At 72.8% G+C, this 22,595-nt stretch carries 24 protein-coding genes, 1 tRNA gene and 1 pseudogene; 12 read left to right on the top strand and 14 right to left on the bottom strand.

The window, feature by feature from the left end; translation table 11 throughout:
- The first annotated feature begins 97 nt into the window (after positions 1–97).
- Positions 98–3,748: an AAA family ATPase gene (locus ACIQ87_RS28860; protein ID WP_402411998.1), complete on the top strand. Its 3,651-nt coding sequence runs from the start codon at positions 98–100 to the stop codon at positions 3,746–3,748.
- A 2-nt stretch (positions 3,749–3,750) separates the two neighbouring features.
- On the opposite strand, the gene ACIQ87_RS28855 is transcribed toward ACIQ87_RS28860, so the two are convergent.
- Positions 3,751–3,885, bottom strand: coding sequence for a hypothetical protein (locus tag ACIQ87_RS28855; protein WP_402411996.1), 135 nt, complete (start codon positions 3,883–3,885; stop codon positions 3,751–3,753).
- 472 nt (positions 3,886–4,357) lie between these two features.
- On the opposite strand from ACIQ87_RS28855, the gene ACIQ87_RS28850 reads away from it, so the two are divergent.
- Positions 4,358–4,627, top strand: coding sequence for a hypothetical protein (locus ACIQ87_RS28850; RefSeq protein WP_402411993.1), 270 nt, complete (start codon positions 4,358–4,360; stop codon positions 4,625–4,627).
- A 915-nt stretch (positions 4,628–5,542) separates the two neighbouring features.
- Here the strand turns inward: ACIQ87_RS28850 and ACIQ87_RS28845 are convergent.
- The 4 genes from ACIQ87_RS28845 to ACIQ87_RS28830 form a co-directional block, all read right to left on the bottom strand.
- Entirely contained in the window at positions 5,543–5,899 is a 357-nt protein-coding gene (locus ACIQ87_RS28845) for a hypothetical protein (RefSeq protein WP_402411990.1), read from the bottom strand.
- Between the two features lie 293 nt (positions 5,900–6,192).
- Positions 6,193–6,276, bottom strand: a tRNA-Leu gene (locus ACIQ87_RS28840).
- A 107-nt stretch (positions 6,277–6,383) separates the two neighbouring features.
- Positions 6,384–7,382, bottom strand: coding sequence for an alpha/beta hydrolase (locus tag ACIQ87_RS28835; protein WP_402411987.1), 999 nt, complete (start codon positions 7,380–7,382; stop codon positions 6,384–6,386).
- Between the two features lie 6 nt (positions 7,383–7,388).
- A complete protein-coding gene (locus ACIQ87_RS28830) occupies positions 7,389–8,456 on the bottom strand; it encodes an alcohol dehydrogenase catalytic domain-containing protein (protein WP_402411985.1) in 1,068 nt (355 codons plus the stop codon).
- A gap of 97 nt (positions 8,457–8,553) precedes the next feature.
- On the opposite strand from ACIQ87_RS28830, the gene ACIQ87_RS28825 reads away from it, so the two are divergent.
- On the top strand, positions 8,554–9,183 hold the full coding sequence (locus tag ACIQ87_RS28825; protein WP_402411983.1) for a CGNR zinc finger domain-containing protein: 630 nt from the start codon (positions 8,554–8,556) through the stop codon (positions 9,181–9,183).
- 113 nt (positions 9,184–9,296) lie between these two features.
- Positions 9,297–9,659, top strand: a complete 363-nt coding sequence (locus tag ACIQ87_RS28820) for a peptidoglycan-binding protein (RefSeq protein ID WP_402411980.1) — start codon at positions 9,297–9,299, stop codon at positions 9,657–9,659.
- 69 nt (positions 9,660–9,728) lie between these two features.
- On the opposite strand, the gene ACIQ87_RS28815 is transcribed toward ACIQ87_RS28820, so the two are convergent.
- The 3 genes and pseudogenes from ACIQ87_RS28815 to ACIQ87_RS28805 all read right to left on the bottom strand — a co-directional run.
- Positions 9,729–9,986, bottom strand: a complete 258-nt coding sequence (locus ACIQ87_RS28815; RefSeq protein WP_402411977.1) for a DUF397 domain-containing protein — start codon at positions 9,984–9,986, stop codon at positions 9,729–9,731.
- Between the two features lie 20 nt (positions 9,987–10,006).
- The gene (locus ACIQ87_RS28810; protein ID WP_402411975.1) at positions 10,007–10,237 is read right to left on the bottom strand and encodes a DUF397 domain-containing protein; all 231 of its coding nucleotides are present in this window, start codon (positions 10,235–10,237) and stop codon (positions 10,007–10,009) included.
- Between the two features lie 13 nt (positions 10,238–10,250).
- A pseudogene (locus tag ACIQ87_RS28805) lies at positions 10,251–11,000 on the bottom strand (Scr1 family TA system antitoxin-like transcriptional regulator); the annotation flags it as partial.
- Between the two features lie 202 nt (positions 11,001–11,202).
- On the opposite strand from ACIQ87_RS28805, the gene ACIQ87_RS28800 reads away from it, so the two are divergent.
- The 3 genes from ACIQ87_RS28800 to ACIQ87_RS28790 all read left to right on the top strand — a co-directional run bounded on the left by ACIQ87_RS28800 (position 11,203) and on the right by ACIQ87_RS28790 (position 12,905).
- Entirely contained in the window at positions 11,203–11,637 is a 435-nt protein-coding gene (locus tag ACIQ87_RS28800; RefSeq protein WP_402411972.1) for an ATP-binding protein, read from the top strand.
- 14 nt (positions 11,638–11,651) lie between these two features.
- Complete coding sequence (locus ACIQ87_RS28795) at positions 11,652–12,206, top strand: hypothetical protein (RefSeq protein ID WP_402411970.1); 555 nt, start codon at positions 11,652–11,654, stop codon at positions 12,204–12,206.
- A 192-nt stretch (positions 12,207–12,398) separates the two neighbouring features.
- Positions 12,399–12,905 carry a hypothetical protein gene (locus tag ACIQ87_RS28790; RefSeq protein ID WP_402411967.1) on the top strand — a complete coding sequence of 169 codons (507 nt, stop codon included), beginning with the start codon at positions 12,399–12,401 and terminating at the stop codon, positions 12,903–12,905.
- A gap of 319 nt (positions 12,906–13,224) precedes the next feature.
- Here the strand turns inward: ACIQ87_RS28790 and ACIQ87_RS28785 are convergent, their stop codons facing one another.
- Both ACIQ87_RS28785 and ACIQ87_RS28780 read right to left on the bottom strand, forming a co-directional pair.
- Positions 13,225–14,136: a ribosome-inactivating family protein gene (locus ACIQ87_RS28785; RefSeq protein ID WP_402411964.1), complete on the bottom strand. Its 912-nt coding sequence runs from the start codon at positions 14,134–14,136 to the stop codon at positions 13,225–13,227.
- 214 nt (positions 14,137–14,350) lie between these two features.
- A complete protein-coding gene (locus tag ACIQ87_RS28780) occupies positions 14,351–15,043 on the bottom strand; it encodes an alpha/beta fold hydrolase (protein WP_402411962.1) in 693 nt (230 codons plus the stop codon).
- A 134-nt stretch (positions 15,044–15,177) separates the two neighbouring features.
- Between ACIQ87_RS28780 and ACIQ87_RS28775 the strand changes: the two genes are divergently transcribed.
- The 3 genes from ACIQ87_RS28775 to ACIQ87_RS28765 all read left to right on the top strand — a co-directional run bounded on the left by ACIQ87_RS28775 (position 15,178) and on the right by ACIQ87_RS28765 (position 18,191).
- Positions 15,178–15,693 carry a hypothetical protein gene (locus tag ACIQ87_RS28775; RefSeq protein WP_402411959.1) on the top strand — a complete coding sequence of 172 codons (516 nt, stop codon included), beginning with the start codon at positions 15,178–15,180 and terminating at the stop codon, positions 15,691–15,693.
- Positions 15,694–15,931: 238 nt separating this feature from the next.
- Positions 15,932–17,485, top strand: coding sequence for an AMP-binding protein (locus ACIQ87_RS28770; RefSeq protein ID WP_402411956.1), 1,554 nt, complete (start codon positions 15,932–15,934; stop codon positions 17,483–17,485).
- Positions 17,486–17,675: 190 nt separating this feature from the next.
- The gene (locus tag ACIQ87_RS28765) at positions 17,676–18,191 is read left to right on the top strand and encodes a GNAT family N-acetyltransferase (RefSeq protein WP_402411954.1); all 516 of its coding nucleotides are present in this window, start codon (positions 17,676–17,678) and stop codon (positions 18,189–18,191) included.
- Here ACIQ87_RS28765 and ACIQ87_RS28760 read toward each other — a convergent pair.
- Positions 18,173–19,165 carry a GlxA family transcriptional regulator gene (locus ACIQ87_RS28760; protein ID WP_402411951.1) on the bottom strand — a complete coding sequence of 331 codons (993 nt, stop codon included), beginning with the start codon at positions 19,163–19,165 and terminating at the stop codon, positions 18,173–18,175. The two genes, ACIQ87_RS28765 and ACIQ87_RS28760, sit on opposite strands and share 19 nt — an antisense overlap.
- Before the next feature lie 100 nt (positions 19,166–19,265).
- Between ACIQ87_RS28760 and ACIQ87_RS28755 the strand changes: the two genes are divergently transcribed.
- Complete coding sequence (locus ACIQ87_RS28755; RefSeq protein WP_402411949.1) at positions 19,266–19,862, top strand: isochorismatase family protein; 597 nt, start codon at positions 19,266–19,268, stop codon at positions 19,860–19,862.
- Here ACIQ87_RS28755 and ACIQ87_RS28750 read toward each other — a convergent pair.
- On the bottom strand, positions 19,840–19,983 hold the full coding sequence (locus ACIQ87_RS28750; RefSeq protein ID WP_402411947.1) for a hypothetical protein: 144 nt from the start codon (positions 19,981–19,983) through the stop codon (positions 19,840–19,842). The two genes, ACIQ87_RS28755 and ACIQ87_RS28750, sit on opposite strands and share 23 nt — an antisense overlap.
- 87 nt (positions 19,984–20,070) lie before the next feature.
- On the opposite strand from ACIQ87_RS28750, the gene ACIQ87_RS28745 reads away from it, so the two are divergent.
- The gene (locus ACIQ87_RS28745) at positions 20,071–21,003 is read left to right on the top strand and encodes a sigma-70 family RNA polymerase sigma factor (RefSeq protein ID WP_402411945.1); all 933 of its coding nucleotides are present in this window, start codon (positions 20,071–20,073) and stop codon (positions 21,001–21,003) included.
- A 54-nt stretch (positions 21,004–21,057) separates the two neighbouring features.
- Here ACIQ87_RS28745 and ACIQ87_RS28740 read toward each other — a convergent pair whose 3' ends face one another.
- Together ACIQ87_RS28740 and ACIQ87_RS28735 are read right to left on the bottom strand one after the other, a co-directional pair.
- Positions 21,058–21,576, bottom strand: a complete 519-nt coding sequence (locus tag ACIQ87_RS28740) for a DinB family protein (RefSeq protein ID WP_402411943.1) — start codon at positions 21,574–21,576, stop codon at positions 21,058–21,060.
- A 52-nt stretch (positions 21,577–21,628) separates the two neighbouring features.
- Complete coding sequence (locus ACIQ87_RS28735; protein WP_392878738.1) at positions 21,629–22,204, bottom strand: nucleosidase; 576 nt, start codon at positions 22,202–22,204, stop codon at positions 21,629–21,631.
- Positions 22,205–22,595 lie beyond the last annotated feature (391 nt).

Raw genomic sequence — 22,595 nt, 5'->3', positions numbered from 1 at the left:
TCACCGCCCGCTCTCTGGTAGTTGTTTCACCACGCACGGACACAGGCCCGTGACGCAGGCCCGCAGCGGCGCCCCGGGCGCCGCAGGGAGGACGCACATGGGCACGACCACTCGGGACCAGGTCCTGGCTGTCGAACAGCGAGCGGTGGACCACGCCTACCGCTGCTACGCCGCACGGCTCGGTGAGCTGAGCGGATCGTCGACGGCCGAGGCGTCGGCGAGTGGCAAGGACGGGATCGCCAACCGGGCGGAGGCGGAGGCCAGAGCGGCGGAGTACGACGGGCTCAACGACGAAGCCCTGGTCTTCGCCCGGGTCGACGCCCCGGAGGACCCCGGCGGGAAGCCGCGCCCCTGGTACATCGGGCGCCGGGGCGTACGGGACGACGCGCGCGACCCGGTGGTGGTGCTCTGGACGAGCCCGCTGGCGAAGCGGTGGACGGAGGCCCTGCCCGAGTCTCCGGGCGAGGTCTCCCTGCGGCGCCAGTTGCGGTGCGTGCGGCACATCGTCGAGGACTACTTCGACGAGATCGCCCCGTCGGCCTCCGCATTGATGCCCGACGCGCTCCCCGCACCCGAGGCGGTCGCCGAAGCGACCCCCGAGGCGGTCGCCGAGCCCCGTCCCGTACCCCGGCCGATCCCCCGCCCCACGCCCCGGCCGATCCCCCGGCAGGCCACCGAGCACCGCGGCCGGCGCGGCCCCCACCCCGCGGCGAAGGACGCGGCCGACGCCCCCGCCCCGTCCCGTCCGGAACTCCGCCCGGAACTCCGCCCGGACGACTTCCTGCTGCGCGAACTCCAGCGCTCGCGCAACGGCCGGATGCGGGACATCGTCGAGACCATCCGGCGCGACCAGATGGCCCTGGTCACCGGCTCCCCCTCGGACATCCTGGTCATCCAGGGCGGGCCCGGCACCGGCAAGTCCGCCGTCGGCCTCCACCGGGTGACCTGGCTCGTGAACAACGACCACTTCAAGGCCCAGGACATCCTGGTCATCGGCCCCCACCAGCGGTTCCTCGACTACGTCGGCCAGGTCCTCCCCACCCTCGGCACCCGGGACGTCAACGCCGTCCAGCTGAACCGCCTGTGGGACGGCGAGGTGCTCGGCACGGACTCCCCGCGGGCCAGGACGGTGAAGTCGGACGAGCGGATGGCGGCCGTCCTGCGGCGGCGCGTCGAGCGCGAGTACCGTCCCGAGGCGCTCGACGACCTCACCGAAGCCCCCTCCTTCGAGGGCGACGAGCCCACGGTCGTCGTGACCGCCGGAAGCACGACGCTGCGCGTGCCGCGGTCCGAGGTCCTCGCCCTGCTCGCCCGGGCCCACGCCGGCGACGGCCCCTACCGGGAGCGCCGCGACCGCTTCCGGGGCCTGCTCGTGGACCGTCTACTGAAGGAACTCTCGGACGTCGCGCCACGGCGCCGGCAGGCCGACTCGGTCCGCCGTGACCTGGAGCGCAACCGCCGGGTCGAGCGCCTCGTGGACCGCGTCTGGCCGTCACCGGGCGCCCGGGAGGCCCTGCGCACCCTCTACGACTCGCCCGACCTCCTGGCCGCCTGCGCCGACGGCGTCCTCGACGCGGACGAGCAGGCGGTGCTGCTCCGGGCCCGCGCCGCCACCGCCGGCGCCGAACCCTGGACCCTCGACGACCAGGTCTGCCTCGAAGAGCTCCGGCTGCTGATCAGCGGGGAGACCCCGAGGCGCTACGGGCACATCGTGATCGACGAGGCCCAGGACCTGACGCCCATGCAGGCTCGCACCCTGCGGCGGCGCTGCGCCGTCAACGGCTCCATGACCGTCCTGGGCGACCTCGCGCAGGCGACCGGGCCGCACATCCCGGCGACGTGGGAGCAGCTCGGCGCGATCCTCTCCGACGACGGCGACTGGCGCATCGCCCGGTTGGAGACCAGCTACCGCGTTCCCGTCGAGATCATGCGGTTCGTCGCGCCCCTCGCGCAGGCGGTCGCACCGACGCTGACGTCTCCCCAGGCCGTCCGCTCGGTGGGCCCGGACGCGGTGCGGACGGTGGCGACCGACCCGTGGCGGCTGCTCGACGACACCGTCGCCCAGGTGGCCCGCCTGGTGGGCACCGACGACAGGCACACCCCCCGTTCCGTGGCCGTCATCGTCCCCGACGACTCGAACTGGCTCGACGAGATCGACCGCCGGCTCAACCGGAGCGGCGCCCCGGCCGATGGCACGGGCGGCGGCACGGGCAGCGCCAAGGCCGACGGCACGGGCGGCACCGAGGGCCGCGAGTCGGTGTCCGTCCTGACCGCCGCCCAGGCCAAGGGCATGGAGTACGACCACGTCCTGGTCATCGAGCCGGCCACCATCGCCGATCGCGGCCCGGCCGGGCTGCGGCAGCTGTACGTGGCCCTGACCCGCAGCACCCAGAGCCTCACCGTCCTCCACACCGCTCCGCTGCCGGAGGCGCTCACCGCCCCCGGCGCGACCGCACCCCGGGCCTCACTCCAGGCCGACTCCCAGGCCGACCCCCAGGCCGTTCCGGCGGAGAAAGCCGTTCCGACGGAGAAGGCCACCGGCCCGCTCCCCCGGATCGGCGCGGACGTCAGGGTCGAGGTCGTCGGCCGCGCGCCCGGGGGCCGCTACCGGGTCAAGCCCGTCTCCCCCGGGATCGACCGTCCCGTCGTCCTCACCGTCCGGCACGGCTCGGTGCCGCCGCGGCTGGGCGAGAAGCTGGACTGCTGGGTGTTCACGAACGAGACCACCCAGACCGTCCTCACCGCCGACCAACGGGGCCGGTCCCCGGTCTCCGAGCGGATGGCGGGGCGCTACGTCGCGGCGCTGGACGTGCTCGGCGAGCTGGTCGGGAGGGACGGCGACGTCCCGGACGCCCGCGTCCACCTCTCCGAGCTGCAGGGCATGGCCAACCGCGTGCTGCGGCGGGACCAGGCCGACTGGGTCGACGTGTTCCACCTGTTCGGCTCCCCCGAGCGGGACGCGCTGGGCGCTCTGCGCGACCTCGCCGCGACGACCAACCGCGCGCTGAAGGAGGGCGCCCTGGACCTCGCCCGGCTCCGGGAGGAGCTCACGGCGTCCGGCTGGACGGAGCGCCTGGCCGAAGCCCGCGAGCGGCTCCGGGCCCGCTTCACCCCCGCCACCTCGGCCTCATCCACCCCCGCCGAGACCACCCGCACCGAACCCACCCGCACCGAACCCGCCCCCGCCGAGACCACCCCCAGCCCCGCCGAACCCGCCCCCACCGACGCGGACACGCCCCCCGCCGCCCCGCGCCACCCCGAGCAGGAGGACGACAGCCCGATGGTCCCCGCGGTCAGCACCCCCGCCGCACCCGCCCCGGCCACGAAGGAGGGCTTCCTGCGCATGCTGGAGGCGTCCGCCGAGGCCGACCGCGGGTGCAAGAAGCACGAGGCGGTCCGGTACGCGCTGAAGTCGGCCCTGCTCTGGGCCGACTTCCAGCCGACCGACTCCCCGGTCGTCGACGTCGCCTGCGTCACCGGGCAGGGTCTCTTCCTCTACGAGGCGCTCGGCGCCGGCTGCTCCTCCTACCCGGACCTGCGCTCGGGCGCGACCCGGCTGCTGGAGATCAACCACACCCTGCCCGCGGGAGCCGCCGCTCTCTACCTGGTGCTCGCCGAAGCGCCCACCGAGAACTGGTCGGCCGACACCGTCCGCGACGTCTTCGGCGTCCACGTCATCTGGCGCCGCCCGGACGGCGGTTGGGGCGGCCGGGACACGGACACCGCCCTGGGCGCGCCGGGGACGTAGCCTCAGCCCGCGCGCTGCGGCGGCTCCGGCACCGGGCCGAGCGCGTCGCGCAGCATGGTGCGGGAGGTGATGCCGAACTTCTCGTAGATCTGGTACAGGTGCCACCGGACTTTCCCCGGGAGGAATCCCCTCGGCACGGCCGTGAACGCCTCTGAACCGCCCATTGTGGCGCCGGCTTCCGTGGCAACCCCGGCATCGGTGGCGAACGCCCTGCGACGGCTGCCCGGTGTGTGCGCTCTGCCTCTGCCGGCACGAGAGCGGGACGGGCACGAGAGCGGGACGGGCTCGAAGCCGATCGTCCGAAACGTCCACGGCCAGCGGCCGCGTTCCTCTCCGGCCCCGGCCCGGTGAGCCCGGCGGCCGGTCGTCCGCGGATCGACCGGCCGCCTCCGTGGTGTCCGGCGATCGGCGTGCTCCGCCCGAACGACCTTGCGGACAGATCGCCCGATCGGCCGTTTCCGCAGGTCAGCACGGTGTGTCTGACAGTCCGTGAGGTCTGTTCGGATGGCGGCGTCGCTTGCGGGGGGTCGCGGCCCATGGCTGTCTGGTTCCGGCGGGGCCGACCGGTCGCCGCCGCTTCTGATCTCGAACTCCACGGAGAGAACCATCATGCGTGCTGTCAAGCGTGTCCTTGCCGTCGCCGCCCTCACCACCCCGCTCGTGATCGGCTGCGCCGGCCTGGCCTCGGCCACCGAAGGCCTGGACGCGTCCTTCGGTCAGGGCTTCTTCACCGCCAACCAGAACGGCGCCGGCTTCGGCGCCAACCAGTCCACCGTCAGCCCGGACGGCCTCTCCCACGCCACCGCCTGGACCTACGCCGACAACGAGGGCATCAGCGGCTCGTACACCGGCGCGGGTGCCGCGTGGAGCAACGAGTGACGAACCCCGCACCACCGAAGCCGTGAGGCCCTCACGGCTCCGGAACGGCCGGACGGCCGGTCGACCAGGAGGTCGACCGGCCGTTCCCGTGCAGGCACCCGCCGGTCGCGGGGGAAAGGCACCGCATGGCGCGGGTCGGCACCGCCGTCCTGATGGCCCTCGTGCTCGCGATCGCCCTGGTGGGCCTGATCACGGGCCCCCAGTCGATCACGGGGCAGCCCGCCTGGGCGAAACCGGCCCGCTTCGCGCTCTCGATCGGCCTCTGCACCCTCACCCTGCTGTGGCTGCTCACCTTCGGCACCACGACGGCGACGACGGCGTGGATGACGATGACGATGGCCCCGCCTTCATCGTCGCCACCTGGGCGATGGCCCTGGCGACCGTCGTGCTGCTGCTACGCCAACGGGTGCCGCCACCGGAGTCCGTCTGGGGGCTGCGCCTGGGCATGGCGGTGAGCGCCCCGGGCATGGCCGTCGCGTTCCTGAGGACGATGCCCACCGCCGAGCAGCGCGCGGCCGCCGCGCGGGGCCACGGCCTGCCGGTCGTCGGCGCCCACACCGTCGGGCTCGCCGACGGCGGCCCGGGGCTTCCCGTCACCGACTGGAGCACCCTCGGCGGCGACCTGCGGATCCCCCACTTCGTCGGCCTCCACGCGCTCCAGGTGCTTCCGCCGATCGGCCTCCTCCTCGCCACCCGGCCGCCCGGCCACCCGGTCGCGCGGACTGTCCGGGCGCGACCGGGTCGCGCTGATGTGGATCGCGGCGACGGCCTACCTGGGCCTGGTGCTGCTCCTCCTCTGGCAGGCGCTGCGCTCCCAACCCGTCACCCGCCCCGACCTGACGACCGTGGCCGCGCTGCTCGCGCTCGCGGCCGCGACCGGCACGGCCGTCCTCGCCGTCCTCCGCCGAGGGCGGCTCATTCCTCTCCGGCCGGTCGCGCGGACTGGACGGGGTACGGGAAGCTGGCCGTGCCACGGCCCGGTTCGACGGCGACGCGGAGGCCGCCGTACGCGGGCAATTCGTAGAAGCACCAGGCTACTTGGCTGAGGTTGACCGCACTCTCGACGGGCGGTTCGATCAGCGGTCGCGGCTGCCGGATGTGCTCCAGCAGGCCCTGGTAGTCCGCCTCGGTGTACGCGCACACCGTGTGGCCCCGGGGGCGGCCGAGCTGCCTGGGGACGGACGGTGCGCCCGCCGCGGGGATCACGGCGGCGCTCGCGAGCGCCGCCGCAGTTAGGGAGACGGCCGCCCGGCCCCGCATGGACCACGGCACGGCGGCCCCCCTCCGATTCCTCGGCGAGCGGCGACCTCGCCACTCGGAAGGGGAATCCCACCCCGGAGGGGAGGGGTAAACAGCGGCCGGGAAAGTCGTACCTTACGAAATGGCCACCGGGGCCCGGGAGTTGGAACGCGGGAGGGGCCCCGTGCCCGGCCCGGCAGCCGGGGCAGGGGCGGGGGCGGGGGCAGTGAGGGCGGTGCCGTCGGCGCCCTGCCGGCGAGCCGACGGTCAAGACGAGCGGAAGACAAAACGGCCGGTCGATCCGAAGATCGACCGGCCGTTCGCTGTGCGCGAGGGGGGAGTTGAACCCCCACGCCCTTTCGGGCACTGGAACCTGAATCCAGCGCGTCTGCCTATTCCGCCACCCGCGCATCTGGGTGATGAGGAAAACTATAGACCATCCGGAGGGGTGCCTCTGACCACCCCCCGGCGAACAGGCGGGGCCGCCCCGGGTGGGGGCGACCGCCGCCCGGTCGCGCTACGGGGCCGGGGCCCGGAGATGGCGGGTGAGGTAGCCGAGCCAGGCCTGCTTGAAGGCCTGCGCGAGCTGCGACTCGGGGGCGAACAGGTCGAAGGCGTGGTAGGCGCCGGGGTACAGGTGGAGTTCGACCGGGACGCCGTGGGCACGCAGGCGCGTGGCGTAGTCCAGGTCCTCGTCGCGGAAGCAGTCGAGTTCGCCGACCGCGATGAAGGCCGGCGGCAGCCCGCCGAGGTCTTCCGCGCGGGCGGGGGCGGCGTACGGGCAGACGTCGCCCGTTCCGGCGCGTTCGCCCAGGACCGCCTGCCAGGCCAGGAGGTTGGCGGAGCGGTCCCAGATGCCGATGTCGGTGATCTCGTGGCTCGACGCGGTCCGGTTCCGGTCGTCGAGCATGGGATACATCAGCGCCTGGAAGAGCGGCGCCCGGCCGCCTCGGTCGCGGACCAGCAGGGCGGTGGCCGCCGCGATCCCTCCGCCGCCGCTCTGGCCGGCGATCCCGATCCGGGCGCCGTCCAGGCCCAGGGCCCCCGCCTCACGGACGAGCCACCGGTGAGCGGCGTACCCGTCCTCGGCGGCGCCGGGTGCGGGGGTCTCGGGGGCCAGCCGGTAGTCGACGGCGGCGACGGCGCATCCGATTCGCGCGCACAGTCGCTTGAGCCAGGGGTCGTCCTGGGCGGCGAAGCCGAGCACCTGCCCACCACCGTGGAACCAGAGCAGCACCGGCAGTGGCCCGCTCGCGGTCGTGGGCCTCAGCAGACGGATCGGCACGTCGGGGCCGCCGTCCGGCCGCGCCGCGCGGTGTTCCTCCACGGCGACGGACGGGTCGTCGGGTGTGTCGGCGGCGCTCGCCTCGGCGAAGGCGCGGAGCGTCTCGCGCGTGGCGGCGATGTCGGTCAGGTCGAACGCGCCGTTGGGGGTCATCGGAACGCCGTCGAGGGCCCGGCCGAGTTCCGGGTCGATCCGCAGGCGGGGAACGGACGTCGTCGTGTCCGCTGCCATGGCCGCTCAGGCCCCGAACTCGTCGATGACGACCACGCCGGTCGGCCGGTACGTCTCCAGGTCCGCCAGCACCGAGCCCGCCTCGTGGAGGCCGACGGTACGGGTGACGATCCGGCCGGGGTGGAGGCGTCCGGCTTCGATCATGTTGAGCATCGTGCCGAACCGCTGGCCCTGCATGCCGAAGGCGCCCAGGAACTCCAGCTCCTTGACCATCATCACGTCGACCGGCAGCGCGACGTCCCCCCGCTCCGCGCCGGTGGTGTGCCCGAGTTGGAGGTGGCGGCCGCGCGTGCGCAGCGAGAGCACGGAGTTCCGGCAGGCCTCGGCGATCCCGACGGCGTCCACGGACACGTGGGCGCCACCCCCGGTGAGGGCCTTCACCGCCTCCGTCGGCTCGTCCGTGGCCGCGTTGACGGCGTGGACGGCCCCCAGGGCGCGCGCGGCCGAGAGCTTCTCGTCGTCGATGTCGACCGCGATGACGTTGGCGCCGGTCGCCTCGGCGATCTCCACCGCGGACAGGCCCATGCCGCCGCCCGCCCCGTACACCGCGACCCACTCCCCGCCACGGACCCCGGCCTGGTCGACGACGCCGTGGAAGGCGGTCATGTAGCGGCAGGCGAGGGCGGCGACGTCGACGAAGCCGACGGACTCCGGCACCCGGACGAGGTTCACGTCGGCGAAGCGGACCATGACGTACTCGGCGAAGGCACCCCAGTAGGAGACCCCGGGCACGAGCGAGTCCACGTGCTCGCACACGTGCTGGTTGCCGCTGCGGCACATCTCGCATGAGCCCTCACCAGGGTTCATCGGGAAGATGACGCGGTCGCCCTCCCGCCAGCCCCGGACGTCCCGGCCGACCTCCACGACGGTGCCGGCGAACTCGTGGCCGAGGACGAACGGCGGCTCGACCCGCGGCCCTCCCGTCCAGAACTCCCCCGCCCACAGCGCCCAGTCGGTGCGGCAGATGCCGTTGGCCCCGACGCGCACGATCGCGCCGTCCGGAGGGCACTCGGGGTCGGGCACCTCGCGGATGACGAGGGGCTTGTGGAGTTCTTCGATGACTGCGGCGCGCATGGACGCGACCTCCTCAGGGATTGTCCACCGGTTCAAGCGGTGGACTTGGACGCTATGCGCTCGCCGCGCGCCGCGTCAACCGCCTAAAGTGGTGGACATGAGCGATGGGGACGGCCGACGAGAAGGGCGCCAGCGCGCCAAGACCGACTTCCGGTTCGACGACGCGCGGCTGTGCTTCGCCTTCGCCGGCACGCTGGCGGACCGCGGCAGGGAGGTACGGGTCGAACGGCTGGCCCGACCGGAGGACCTGAGCCGCTGGTGCGTGGAGAGCGGCTGCACGACAGCCGCGCCGACCTGCACCGAGGCGGACCTGGACGGCGCCAGGCGACTCCGGGAGGCGGTCCAGCGGATCGGCCTCGCCCTGGCGGAGGGAGCGACGCCCGCACCCGGGGACGTCGGCCTCGTCAACCGCGCTGCCGCCGCACCGACTTCGACGCCCGTGCTCTCACCCGACGCGGCCACCGTCCGCTGGCACGGGGACGACATCGCGGCCGTACTCTCCATGGTCGCGCGAGACCTGATCGAACTCTGCGGGTCCGACCAGCGGACGCGCGTCCGCATCTGCGGGAACCCGGCGTGCGGGACACCGTTCGTCGACACCTCCCGTGCGGGGGCACGGCGTTGGTGCTCGATGAAGACCTGCGGCGCCCTGGTGAAGAAGCGGGCCTACCGGGCGAGGAGCCAGGCGACCACCGAGGCCGACGAGGCGGCCGTGTCTATCCGATAAGCGCACCCGGATGAGGTATTTTCTGGACAGCCCTCACGGGACCTCTCGGGCCACTCTTGGTACACACACGCTGCGCCGCCGGTACGGCGCACGTCAACGGGAGGGGACCCTCAATGCGCAAGCTCGTCACCGGCCTCGCTGTCACCGGCCTGCTGTTCGCCGGCTCCGTCGCCACCGCCGGCACCGCCAACGCGGCCCAGCCCGGAGCGACCTGCAGCGAATACACCACCTCCGAGCCGCTGCTCCGGTCGAACAGCACCGGCGCCGCCGTGCAGGCTCTCCAGTGCGAACTGAACCTCTCGATCAACCCCAACCAGGGCTACCGGCTCGACAAGGACGGCGTCTTCGGCCAGGCGACCCTGAGCGCCGTCTACAAGTTCCAGAGCTGCGTCGGCCTCACGGTGGACGGCGAGGTCGGCCCGCAGACCTGGGCGAAGCTGGACTACTGGAGCAACGCGGCCGGCTGGGCCTGCTGACAGGACTGGTCAACGCATCGGGGCGGGGCACCGGCAGGTGCCCCGCCCCGAGGGCGCTTGAGGGGTGGGTCAGCCTTCGAGCGGCAGGCGGCCGGTGCGGACGGCCTCGACGAAGGCGCTCCAGGCGGCGGCCGGGAAAACGAGCGCCGGGCCCTGCGGGTCCTTGGAGTCACGCACCGGAACGAGGCCGGGGAATCCGGGGGCTACCTCGATGCAGTTGCCGCCGTCGCTGTTGCTGTGGCTGCTCTTCCACCAAGCGGCTGCGGCGACCTCGATGCAGTTACCGCCGTTGTCACCGCTGTGGCTGCTCTTCCGCCAGATCAACACAGCTCGCTCCTCGGGGAGTTCTACGCCGGGAAGTCGCCCTCACGGACGGCCGCAACGAAGGCTTCCCAGGCAGCGGCCGGGAAAACGAGCGCCGGGCCCTGCGGGTCCTTGGAGTCACGCACCGGAACGAGGCCGGGGAATCCGGGGGCTACCTCGATGCAGTTGCCGCCGTTGTCGCCGCTGTAGCTGCTCTTCCGCCAGGCCGTCACGACGAGCTCGTTGCTCTTCATCCTTGAAACCCTCCAGCGCATCGGCCATCAACCGAAGCGAGTCATACTCTGACAAACACTCAGCGCGGAACTGATCATAGCGACGCTGATGCTTGGCCACGACGTCAGGATCACTGCTCAGGTGCCCTCGATCGAGGCTCTCCGAGTACACCGATCGCTGCCCATCCGGCAGCTCCAGCATCACCATAGCCGCGTTGAAGACCATCCGACGGAACGAGAATGGTGCCACCTGGATGATGACGTTCGAGAGCTGAGCCACTCGCAGCAGATGCTCCATCTGCCTTCTCATCACATCCGGTCCGCCCACGACCGTTCGAATGGCACTCTCGTCAAGGATGACGAGCAACAGCGGTCCATCAGGTTCGAGAAAGCGACTCTGTCGACTGAGTCGAGCCCTGGTCAGCTCCTCGATCTCCGCAGGCTTTCCGGTCGCAACACCGCTGGCGAATAGCGTCTGCGCATACTGCCTGCACTGCAACAGCCCGTGCATCACAGAGTCCTGGTACGCGCGCACCCCGATCGCGATGGCCTCCTGGTCCACGTACTCCTCGAACCAGTCCGGGTGATCGATCGCCACGTTCCAGTCGACCCGCCCGTACAGCCGCATCAGCAGGTCACCGGCGTCCAGCAGCTGCCCGATCTCCACGACCTCGTCGAGAGGCGGCTTGCGTCGCCCACCCTCGGTCCGTGAGACCACCGTCCGGTCGAGGTGGAGCAGCTTGCCCAACTCCTCCTGGGTGTAGCCCGCTTGCTCGCGCGCGTAGCGGATCTCCTCGCCGAACATGATCGCGGAGCTCGCCGTCGGTCCGCGCTACTTTCGCCGTGTCATCACCACTCCCACCTGTGCGTCACGTGCCCAACACGTGGATTTGGACGCAACCGTACTCCCGCAGGCCGATCATTGACACCGGAAAGCGATCATCTGCGTGCGCAGCGTGAACTTTGCGCCCCACTCGCACGCCCCTCCGCCCCCTTCGAGGTGCCCCATGCTCACTGCCCGTCGCCCCCGCATGTTCGTCGCGCGCCTCGACTCGCGGACCGAGTCCACGCCCCTCGCGCGCTACCTGCTCCGGGCGTACCTCTCCGGGCTCCCCTCGGGCGAACGGTACGGCGACACGGCCGAGTTGCTTCTCGGTGAACTGTTCGCCAACGCCGTCCAGCACTCGGATGCCCCCGACGAGAGGCACATCGAAGTCCGCTTCTCGCTCGTTAACTCCCGCCTGAGGATTGAAGTCCACGACGTCGGCACCACCCACCCCGCCCTCCACGCCCCCACCCCCGACGACGAACACGGCCGCGGACTCTTCCTCGTCAACGAGCTTGCCGAACGCTGGGGCAGCGCCTCCCGCCCGGACGGCGTCGGCAAGTTCGTCTGGGTCCTCGTCGCTCCCGTCCCCACCCCCGTCCTCGTCACCGTCTGAAAGCCCGAACCCCCATGAATCTCGCCACCCTCGCCCGCCACACCCTCTCCCGTGGCGCCACCCCGGCCGCCACGTACGCGCTCATCGCCCGCCTCGGCCACCAACCCCTGATCTGTGCCCGCGCGGTCTGCCTGGCTCTCGACATCCCCCACGCCGAAGCCACCCGCCGCCTCGACGACTGCTACGACGCCCTCCTCGCCGACCCCCGCCCCAACTCCGAGGACGACACGGGCGAACTCCTCGAAGCCCTCGGCGTCTTCGACGTCCCCAAGAGTCTCGACACCACCGAACTCGCGGTCGTCGACCTCTTCCTGGCCGCCATCGAGGCCCTGGGAGGGATTCGCCCGGGTCACCAGCACGGCCTCCAGCGCTGGTTCACCACCGGCAACCTCACGGCGGCCTACCTCTCCCTCACCGCCACCCACCCCCTCCCCCGCACCGGCGACCCGGTCCAGTACTGGAACACCCTGACCAGCGCGGGCGAGCTCCTCACCGCCACCCCCAACCCGGACCCCCGCCTCAAGCTCGCCCTCACCCACTGCCGCACCCAAGCCGCCACCCACCCCTGAACCCACCGACTCCGCCAGCACCCAGCGGCCACCGAACGCGCCGCACCCCACGCGCCCCGCGCAGGAAGTCGACCCCGCCGACTTCCTGCGCACCCCCGGCGAACAGCAGTCGCCGGCTCCGCCGCACGAACGCGCGCTCGGCCAGCACAATGAGGCCGAACCGCACGTACGGACGAGAGGCCCCGGGCATCCATGCTGAACCCGCTCGCTGCGCCGGACGCGGTGGAAGCCGCGGCGGAACCCCTTCTGGACCTGCTCCAGGACTGCGACCACGAGCCGTTCATCGAGCTGCTTCACGTGGTCCCCGTGGCGGGGACGACACCCGGGCATGACCGGATGCAGGGTCTCGCGCAGGCCGTCTACGACGCCGGCGGCTGGGGCAGCGGGTACCAGGTGACCACACCCCTAGCCCCGTTCACGTCATCCCGGGCCTGGCGGGGCATTCTCCGTCGACAGGTGACCGAGGGGTTCATGCAGCCCGCCAACAGGCGGCCGGCAGCCAACCTGCGCACGCCCGACGAGATCCGGCAGGCCGGCGAACTCGCCGATGGCGTCGCCGACCTCATCGAGGCACACCTCGGTCCCGTCCGAAGCTCCGGCGATGTCGGAGGCCCGCACTCGTCCTACACCTGGTGGCGCAACCTGCTCTTGGTCACCGACAGTTGGGCCACGATCCTGCATCTCGCGATCAGCGACTGACCAACCACCTCTCCTCCGGCACCGGCCACCCTCCGGTTTCCTGGGGTCGTGTCCTGCGGAGTGGCGCAGCGGATCACCCCGGGGCGGTGTTCACGGTCACCGCCAGGCCCCGGGAAGCACTGCGCCCCGCACCGGAAGTCAGCCCCGCCGACTTCCTGCTCACTCCGGCGCCCGGCGGCGAAACCCGGCGGCGCCGCCGGCGGCCGGATGCCGGATGCCGGACCACGACAACGCGCAGGAAGTCGGCCTGGCCGACTTCCTGCGCGTTACCTCCGACCGGAAGCCGAGCAGCTGCCCTGCCGGCTTCCCGAGCGTGTGACTACCTGGGACGGGACCCGCTGAAGAGGTCCATGTAGCCCACGTACGGCATCAGCTGCTGCAGGGTGTAGAACGTGCGGACGAACCCCTCGGTGCCGAACGTGAGGGGAGGAGTGCCGGCGTTGTTCATGACCCGGTACACCCAGTTCGAGATCGTGGCCCAGTTCGTCTCCAGGTTGACGTTCTCAACGCCGATCTGAGCGAGGCCGTGGTCGCGGATGTTGCCGCGGATGTTGTCGAAGATCCGACCGAAGCGCGCCGCCTCCGAGGTGGCCTGGACCATCATGAGGATGGAGTCCGCCAGGAGGCTGCGCCCACTGCCGCTGGCCATGAGGCCGGAGATGTGGTGCACCTGCTGCAGGGCGTTGTCGAGCCTCGGCCCGTTGATCTGCTGGTTCTGCCGGCTACCGCCGCCAGGGATGTTGTTGTAGTTGCTGGACCAGGGGAGAACGCTCGCGTTGACGCCCAGGACCCGGTTGAAGCGGTTCGTCGACGCGGCGCCGTCGTTGAAGACCCAGTGCGTGCCCCCGGCCTGGTAGAAGCCGGCCAGGTACAGGTTGTGCGGCCAGAAGTACATCGCACCCTGGTAGACGCCGCTCCGGTGGATGCTGATCTGGATGAGCTGCTCGTTGTCCGCCACGACGGTCTCGTCCAGGTCGGTCCTGAACCAGTCGTGGCTGCTCAGCGTGTGGAGCCGGGAGATCACGTCCCAGTACCGCTGGTGCGGCGAACCGCCACCACCGTTCAGGTCACTGATGTCCCAGTCGATGTTGGTGAGACGTTCGTTCGTGTCGGCGCGCGCCGCGGGCGACGTCATGCCCGTGAGCCCGACCGCCAGCGCGAGGGCGATCAGTGCGCCGACCAGTCGGTGGAGCACCCGTGCCGGTGCGGCGGGTGCTTTCGTCGTTGGCATGCGGGAATTCCTCCGTGGTGAGGGAACCAGTCGTCAGCGCGCCCCGCCCGGCCGCCTGTTTCTCCACGCAGCGAGCGTCCGTGACGCGCCGTCAGCACCATAGGCGGCCGCTCCTTCTCCGCATGCTCCGTCAGGGACCAGGCATTTGATCACCAGTGCACACGCTGGACACCGCCCCACCCGGACAGCACGAGTTCACTCTTGACGTCTCCGTCTACAGCGCGGCCCGGTACGCCTCCAGCCGGTCGGCCAGTTCCTCCGGGTGGCCGAGCATCGGGAGGTGGTCGCCAGGCATCTCGTCGGGCCGGAAGCCGAGGCGCTCCTCGACGTGGCGCCGCAGGAACGCGGGCGGGAAGAAGCGGTCGCCGGTGGCGAGCAGGAACCTGGTCGGCACGTCCGGCCAGGCCGCCAGCGGCCACGGTGTCCCGAACGGCGTCGTCGACTGCCGCCGCTGGTGCTCCGTGAGGAGTTCCTCGGCCAGTGCGGCCGGGGTGTCGTGCAGGAACAGGGCGCGCTCGTCCTCCTCCGCACCCTCCGGCACGCCCCTGCTGCGGTCGGACTCGCGGCGGGCCGGCCCGTAGCCGGTGTTCTCCCACCAGGCGCCCGGCGTCTCCCCGGGTGCCGGCACCTGGGCCTGGAGCATGATCAGCAGTTCCACCGGCACCCGCGCGCACACCAGCGGTCCGGTGAAGCCGCCGAACGAGTGGGCGACGACCACGAGTCCGCCCGTCCGGTCGCCGATCGCCGCGACCACCGCGTCCGCGTACTCGGCGAGCCCGGCCGCGTCGTCGTCGCACGGCAGGTCCGGCGCGAGCACCTCGTGGCCCCGTCCGCGCAACTCGGCCGCCAGCGGCTCCCAGCACCAGGAATCGGCGGCCGCGCCATGGATCAGAACGTACGTCGTCACGGATCACTCCCGCCCGGAACGGATCACTCCCGCATCGCACCCGAGCCTACCGGCCGATCCGCCCCCGAACGGCCGGTAGGCACCCGCATACTCATCCCAACGACCATTCACCGACCACTCGTTGGGGGAAGCCCTTGTTCCGCGACACCCGCCCGCGCGACATCCGCGTACCGACCCACCGCGAGACCGCCGCGGAGTGGGGCGAGCAGATCGCCGCGCTCCGCGCCGCTCCGCCCGGGTGGTCCTTCCTGCTGGGGCGGCTCTCCTCCGACGGCTACCTCTGCCACCTGGACCTCAACTACCACCTGGACGGCGAGCCCGTCGCCGTCGTCCAGACCTCGCGCCCCGTCCCGGACGCCCACCGGGTGGGCTCCCTCACCACCCCGCAGTCCCAACTCTCCACCTTCCTGGCCAACTCGGACCGCCTCGACCCGCTCACCCACCTCGCCCCGCTCCACGGCCCGCCCACCCCGGGCGAGGTCCTGCTCCACGGCGTCCCCGTCCCGGTCGAGGTCCACCACAGCCACGGCTGCCACAGCGCCCTGCTCCCCCGGCTCCCCTCCCAACGGGGCTACGTGATCGTCACCGCCGCCACCGAGCACTGGGCCACCGCGACCGACCTCGCCCTGCGGCCCCCGGCGGCGTTCTGAGCGGGGCAGCGGGCGCGGGGCAGCGGAGCGACGCGCCGAACTGTCGAACGACATACCGAACTCCCGGGCGATTCACTCGAACAGCGGAAGAACCGGCGCCAAGCCCGAACTGACCTGACGTCATAAATGCGCCGACAGCGCTATGTTCACGCCAATTACCCGCAGAGCATCCCCGGTCCGGTGGCACGGATGGGGTTAGCCTGTGGCCATGGTTGCAAACTACAAGGAAGAAGTAGCCATGCCCGACGCGGAGTTCGTCAGCGGCCCCGCGCTGATCCTCCAGTCCCTCGCCTCCGACCCCGACCGGCGGGCCGTCGTCGCCGCCGACGGCACCGAGGTCACCGCCGGCGACCTCGCCACCGCCACCTATCGCCTCGCCCACGAGCTGATCGCCCGGGGCGTCGCCCCCGGCACCACCGTGACCCTGCTGACGGGCAACACCCCCGAGGCCCTCAGCGCCCGGTACGCGGCGGGCCTCGCGGGCGCCCGGGTGGTGAACCTGTACGACGGCATGAGCACCCCGGTGCTGGCCGAGATCACCGCGAGCGTCGACACCGCCGTGCTGCTGGTGGACGCCGAACGGTACGCCGAGGCCCCCGAGTTGCTCCCGCTGATCGACGTGCCGACCGTCCTCACCCTGGGCCCGGGGCCGCTCGACGGCCGCACCCCGGCCATCGGCGAGGACGTGATCGCCGCCTCCGCCCACCGCCCGGCCGAGCCACCGGAGGTCCGGATCGGGCCGGAGGACGACCTCAGCATCCGCCACACCGGCGGTACCACCGGCATCCCGAAGGGCATCCTCAGCCTGCACGGGCCCTACCGCCGCGTCTTCGACGCCCCGATCGTCAGCGACCCCGCCGACGGCACACCCCGCCTCCTCGCCGCCACCCCGCTGGCCCACCTCAGCGGGGTCCTCGCCGACGCGGCCCTCCAGCGCGGCGGCACGGTGGTCCTCCTGCGCTCCTTCGACCCCGGCGCGGTCCTGGCGGCGGTCGAGCGCGAACGCATCACCGACTTCTGGGTGCTGCCGCCGTTGCTCCACCAGCTGCTCGACCACCCGGCGATCGGCCGCACCGACCTGTCCAGCCTGCGGCAGATCCTGTACGGGGGCAGCGCCGCCTCACCGACCCGGATCCGCGAGGCGCTCAAGGTCTTCGGGCCGGTCCTGGTGGGCGTCTACGGGATGTCGGAGGCGCAGCTGATCTCCGTGCTCACCCCGCGGGAGCACGAGCGGATCGGCCAGGGCGGCCGGATCCCGGTCGGCCGGCCCGTCCCTGGCGTCGAGGTGGCGATCCGCTCGCTCGACGGCACCGACCTGCCGGCCGGCGAGCAGGGCGAGATCCACGTGCGCTCCGACGTCGTCATGGCCGGGTACTGGAAGCGGCCGGACCTCACCGCCGCGGTGCTGCGGGACGGCTGGCTGGACACCGGCGACATCGGCTACTTCGACCAGGACGGCTACCTCTACCTCTCCGACCGGATCAAGGACCTGATCATCGTGGTCGGCGGGCACGTCTACCCCTCCGAGGTGGAGGACCTCCTGCTCACCCACCCGACGGTCGCCCGTTGCGCGGTCTTCGGGGTCCGCGACGACCAGGAGGCGGAGCACGTCCACGTCGCCGTCGTCCCCGCCACGGGGCAGCGGCCGCGGCTGGACGAGCTCCAGGCCTTCGTCACCGAGCGCAAGGGGCGGATCTTCGCCCCCGAGGTGCTGCACGTCGTCGACGAGATCCCGCTGACGCCCGTCGGCAAGCCGGACAAGAAGCGCCTGCGCGCGGCCGCCACGGGCTGACGGCGCCCACGGGCCCACGGCCCACGGCTTCACCCCATGGTGGGGTTTGGCTCAACGGACCACGGCCCCCGTGCCGAGAAGCCAACGGGGTGGCGGCGCTGAGGGCCGCCACCCCGCGCCACCCCACCCCCGCCGGGCCCGCGAAAAATCACTCGTCGACCACCTGTTCGTATGCCTATGATCACCCCTCATGACCAGCAGAGATGTGGGGAAACGCGTGACGCAGCAGACCGCCGACCGCCAGGGCCGGACCGTGGTGCTCGAGGAGATCACGGAGGAGAACTGGCGCGACGTCGCCGACGTGGCGCCGGCCGACGACCAGCGCCGGTACGTGGCCGCACTCGCCGCGCGCTACCTCCTGCTCTCCCAGCGCGGCGGGGTCTGGACGTCCCTCGGCGTCCGCGCCGGCGAGGACATCGTGGGCCACGTCATGTGGGCGTACGACGACGAGGACGGCACCCACTGGATCGGCGGCATGGTGGTGTCCGAGGCCGAACAGGGCCGGGGCGTGGGCCGCGCCACCATGCACGCCGTGATCGAGCGTCTGTCGGCGCTGCCGCAGTGCCGGGAGATCCGCCTCTCCTACCACCCGGACAACACCTCCGCCGGGCACCTCTACACCTCGCTCGGCTTCCGGCCGACCGGGGACCACGAGGACGAGGAGATCGTCGTGGCGCTCCCCGTCGGTCAGGCGGTCACCACCTGACCGCGTAGACCTCGGGCGTCCTCCCGTCCCCGGAAGGCCCGCCGGTACTCCCTCGGTGCCACGCCCACCCTGGCCGTGAAGACCGGCCGCAGCGAGACCGCCGAGGCGAAGCCGCAGTGGGTGGCGACGGCGTCGACGGGCAGGTCGGTCTCCTCCAGGAGGCGCTGGGCGGCCAGGACGCGCTGGTCGAGGAGCCAGCGCATCGGGGCGGCTCCGGTGGCGGCGGTGAACCTGCGCGCGAAGGTGCGTTCGGACATCAGGGCGGCGCCGGCCATCCGGCGCACCGTCCAGGGGGCGTCGAGGGAGGTCAGCACCTCCGCCCGGAGCCGGGCCAGCGGGTCGTCGCCGACTGCCGGGTCCGGAACCGGGGAGGGGATGAACTGGGCCTGGCCGCCCGCCCGGAACGGCGCGGTGACCATGGCGCGGGCGATCGCGGCGGCGGCCTGCTGGCCGTGGGCGGTGCGGACGAGGTGCAGGCAGAGGTCGATGCCCGCCGCGACGCCCGCCGAGGTCCACAGGCCGTCGCCGCCGGTGAAGAGCACCTCGGGCCGGACCGTCACCGCCGGGAAGCGGCGGGCGAGTTCAGGGGCGAGCGCCCAGTGGGTGGTGGCCTCGCGGCCGTCCAGCAGGCCGGCCTCGGCGAGGACGAAGGCGCCCGCGCAGAGCGAGGCGATCGGGACGCCGGCGGCGGAGACGGCCCGCAGGGCGTCCAGGATCTCCGGGCTCCGCCGGACGGCCGGGTCCTCGACTCCGGGCACCACCACCAGGTCGCAGTCGACCAGCGCCGCGGGGCCGTGGTCGGGGACCCGCTCCAGCCCGCCGCCCAGCCGCACCCGGGCGCCCTCCGGCCCGCAGACCAGCAGGTCGAAGGCGGGCAGGCCGGGCCGGGAGGTCCGGTTCGCCCACACCTCGCCGATCACCGCGTAGTCGAAGGCCCGGACCCCGTCGAAGATCAGACACCCCACGGTTCGCATGGCAGGAACCTATGGCACCGGAACCCGTGGCAGGAATCCATCGATGGGTGGCCCCTGCGCCCATCACGCCGCCCGGGCGGCCCCGACCACCATGGTCGGCATGACCAACACCGACGCCTTCGACGCCCCGCTCACCCTCGACCCGGACGCCGTCCTGCTGCTCGTCGACGTCCAGAAGGGCTTCGAGGACGCCTCCTTCTGGGGCCCGCGCGACAACCCGCGGGCCGAGCAGCGGATGGCCGAACTGATCGCCGTCTGGCAGGACACCGGCCGGCCGATCGTCACCGTCCAGCACGCCTCCACGGCGGGCCCGCTCGCCGAGGGCACCCCGGGGTACGCGCTGAAGGACTTCGTCGCCGACGTCACCCCCGCCCTGCACGTCACCAAGACCGTCAACAGCGCCTTCTACGGCACCCCGGACCTGCACGCCTGGCTCCGGCAGCGCGGCGCCCGGCAGGTGGTCGTCACCGGGATCATCACCAACGTGTGCTGTGAAACCACCACCCGGATGGCCGGCAACCTCGGCTACGACGCGATCTTCCCCACCGACGCCATGCACTCCTTCGACATGACCGGCCCCGACGGCACCACCGTCCCCGCCGCCGAGCTCGCCCGCGCCACCGCGACGACCCTGCACGCCAACCGCTTCGCCAAGGTGGTCACGACCAGGGACGTCACCCGAGCCGCCACGGCCTGAACAGCGGCTCGCACTCGGCGTCCTCCTCCTCCGCGTCGAGCAGCACGTACGAGGCCCCGGGGCCCGGCGCGCGCTCCCGCAGCCGCGCCGGGGCCTCGGCCGGGGCGATTCGTCCGGGCACGGCGCCGGAAGGGAGTTGATCTCCCCGCCGCCGCCGTTGTTGGGTGGCTCCTGCTGCCCTGCCCCCGGCGACGAAGGACCGTGACACGTGGACGAGAAGGTGGACGACCGGGCCGCCCGGGCCGCGCTCTTCGAGGAGCACCGCCCGCACCTGCGCGCCGTCGCGTACCGGATGCTCGGCTCGGTCGGCGAGGCCGAGGACGCCCTCCAGGAGGCGTGGCTGCGCTACGACCGCACCGACACCACCGACGTGGCCAACCTCGGCGGCTGGCTGACCACGGTGGTCTCGCGGGTCTGTCTGAACCTGCTGCGCACCCGCGCCCAGCGCCGCGAGGAGCCGCTGGAGCCCGTCGGTCCCGGCGGCGAGCCCGGGCCGCCGCGCATCCCGGACCCGCTGCTGCGGCGCGAGGGCGTGGTGGACCCGGAGCAGGAGGTGGTGCTCGCGGACTCGGTCGGGCTGGCGCTGATGGTGGTGATGGAGTCGCTGTCGCCGGCCGAGCGGGTCGCCTTCGTACTGCACGACCTGTTCGCGGTGCCGTTCGAGGAGATCGCCCCGCTGATCGAGAAGACCGCCGCCGCCACCCGCCAGCTGGCCAGCCGGGCCCGCCGCAAGGTCCGGGGCCAGGCGCCCGCGCCCGACCCGGACCTCGGCCGGCAGCGCGCGGCCGTGGACGCGTTCTTCGCCGCCGCCCGCAACGGCGACCTGGACGCGCTGGTCGCCGTGCTCGACCCGGACGTGGTGCTGCGCTCGGACGGCGGCACGGTGCTGGCCCGGCACACGGTGGTGCTCTCGGGCGCGGGCACGGTGGCCGGCCAGGCCGTCCTGTGGGGCACGCTGTCGCCGTTCGCCCGCCCGGCGCTGGTCAACGGCACCGCGGGCGCGGTGGTCATCGGCGGCAACGGCCGGGCGCTGTCGGTCATGGCGTTCACGGTGGTGGACGGCGCGATCGTCGCGATCGACGTGCTCACCGACCCGGAGCGGCTGGCGGCGCTGGACCTCTCGGACTTCCGGGACGCCTGACCCGGGGCGGCGGGGGTGGGCGGGCCCGGTCCGCCCTCCCGCCCCCGCTCCGCGTCAGCGCCCGACCGCGCCGTCCAGCTGCTCGCGGATGATGTCCGCGTGCCCGGCGTGCCGTCCGGTCTCCTCGATCATGTGGACCAGCACCCACCGCAGCGACGGCCCCTCGGCGTCGTCCGGCCGCAGCGAGCGCGCACCCGGCCGGTCCAGGTCCGGGGCGGCCGCGGCCACCGCGTTCGACCGCTCGATCGCCGCCCGGTAGCCGGCGACCTCCGCGGCCACGGTCGCGCCGTCCAGCGGCACCTCGTCCGACTCGCGCGGCTCGGCGCCCACGCCCCGGTAGGCCCAGGTGAACCAGTTGTCCTCGACCACGGCGAGGTGGCGCACCAGCCACAGCAGGCTGGTGCCGGAGGCGACGCCGGGGCGCCGGGCGTCCTCGTCGGCGACCCCGTCGAGCTTGGCGATCACCGCCGCGCGCAGGTAGTCCAGGAAGGACAGCAGGGTGGTCGACTCGTCCGCGTTCAGGCTCGGCGGACGGACGTCGGAGGGCCCGCTCGGGGCGGTGGTCTCGGTCATCGCGCCACCCTAGCCAGCGCCGGAACCTCGGGACAGCGACTTTGAGGAGGCGTCACCAGCCCTGCGCGACCACCCAGTCGGCCAGCTTCCGGGCGCAGTCGTCCACCGACTCCTTCCAGCTGTGCCCCGCGCCGTCCCCGGCCTCGTCGCTGACGTGCTTGACCAGCCGCACGGGCACCCCGGCCCGGTGCGCGACGGTGGCGACGGCGTAGCCCTCCATGTCCACCAGGTCGGCGTGCTCGGCGAGCCGGTCGCGGGCGTCCGGGTCGGAGACGAAGAGGTCGCCGGTGGCCAGCACCGGGCCGTCGCCCTTGCCGATCACCAGCGGCGCGCCGTACTCACGCCCGGTGAGCGCGTGCAGGGTGGTGGTGTCCAGGTCGTGCTGGATCACCTGGACCACGTGGTGGATGCCCTCCCAGCCGGGGCGCAGCGCACCGGCCGTGCCCAGGTTGATCACCTCGGAGGGCTTCTCGCCCTGCGCGAGGACGGTGGCCAGCGCGACGGCGGCGTTGACCTTCCCGATCCCGGTGAGCAGCACGGGCAGGCGGTCGTCCAGGTGGGCGGCCTCCTCGCGCACGGCGACGACGAGCAGCGGGCGGTCGGGCGAGATCGTTCCAAGCAGGCGCATACCTCCATCGTACGGAGCGAGGGGATGCCGCACCCGGGAACGCACGCCCCCACCCGGCCCCCGCGCTCCGCCCGGCGGGGAACCGCGGAGGGGCCGGCCGGCGTCGGACGGTTCACCACCTCCCGGGGCGACCGGCACGACCGGCAGGAGCGGCCGGAGCGGCAGAAGCGGCAGGGACCGGCACAAGCGGTACCGGCGGTACGAACCGCCCCGGGGAACGTGCACGACATGCTCAAGATCGGCGCAAGTCAGGTGTGGTCGCGGGGAGTCACGGCCATACTGCTGCCATCGGTCGGGCCCCGGGGACGGGCCCGGCCCCAGGGGAGGATGAGGCGGGTGGCAACACCAGTAGGCAACGGCGCGTCCGGCGCCGCGGTCCCGGCACGGCCGA

It is taken from the genome of Kitasatospora sp. NPDC096204 (genome assembly GCF_044763205.1).
GTDB lineage: Bacteria > Actinomycetota > Actinomycetes > Streptomycetales > Streptomycetaceae > Kitasatospora.
Note: the sequence above shows the minus strand (reverse complement) of the source record. Positions and strands in the feature narration are given on the sequence as shown.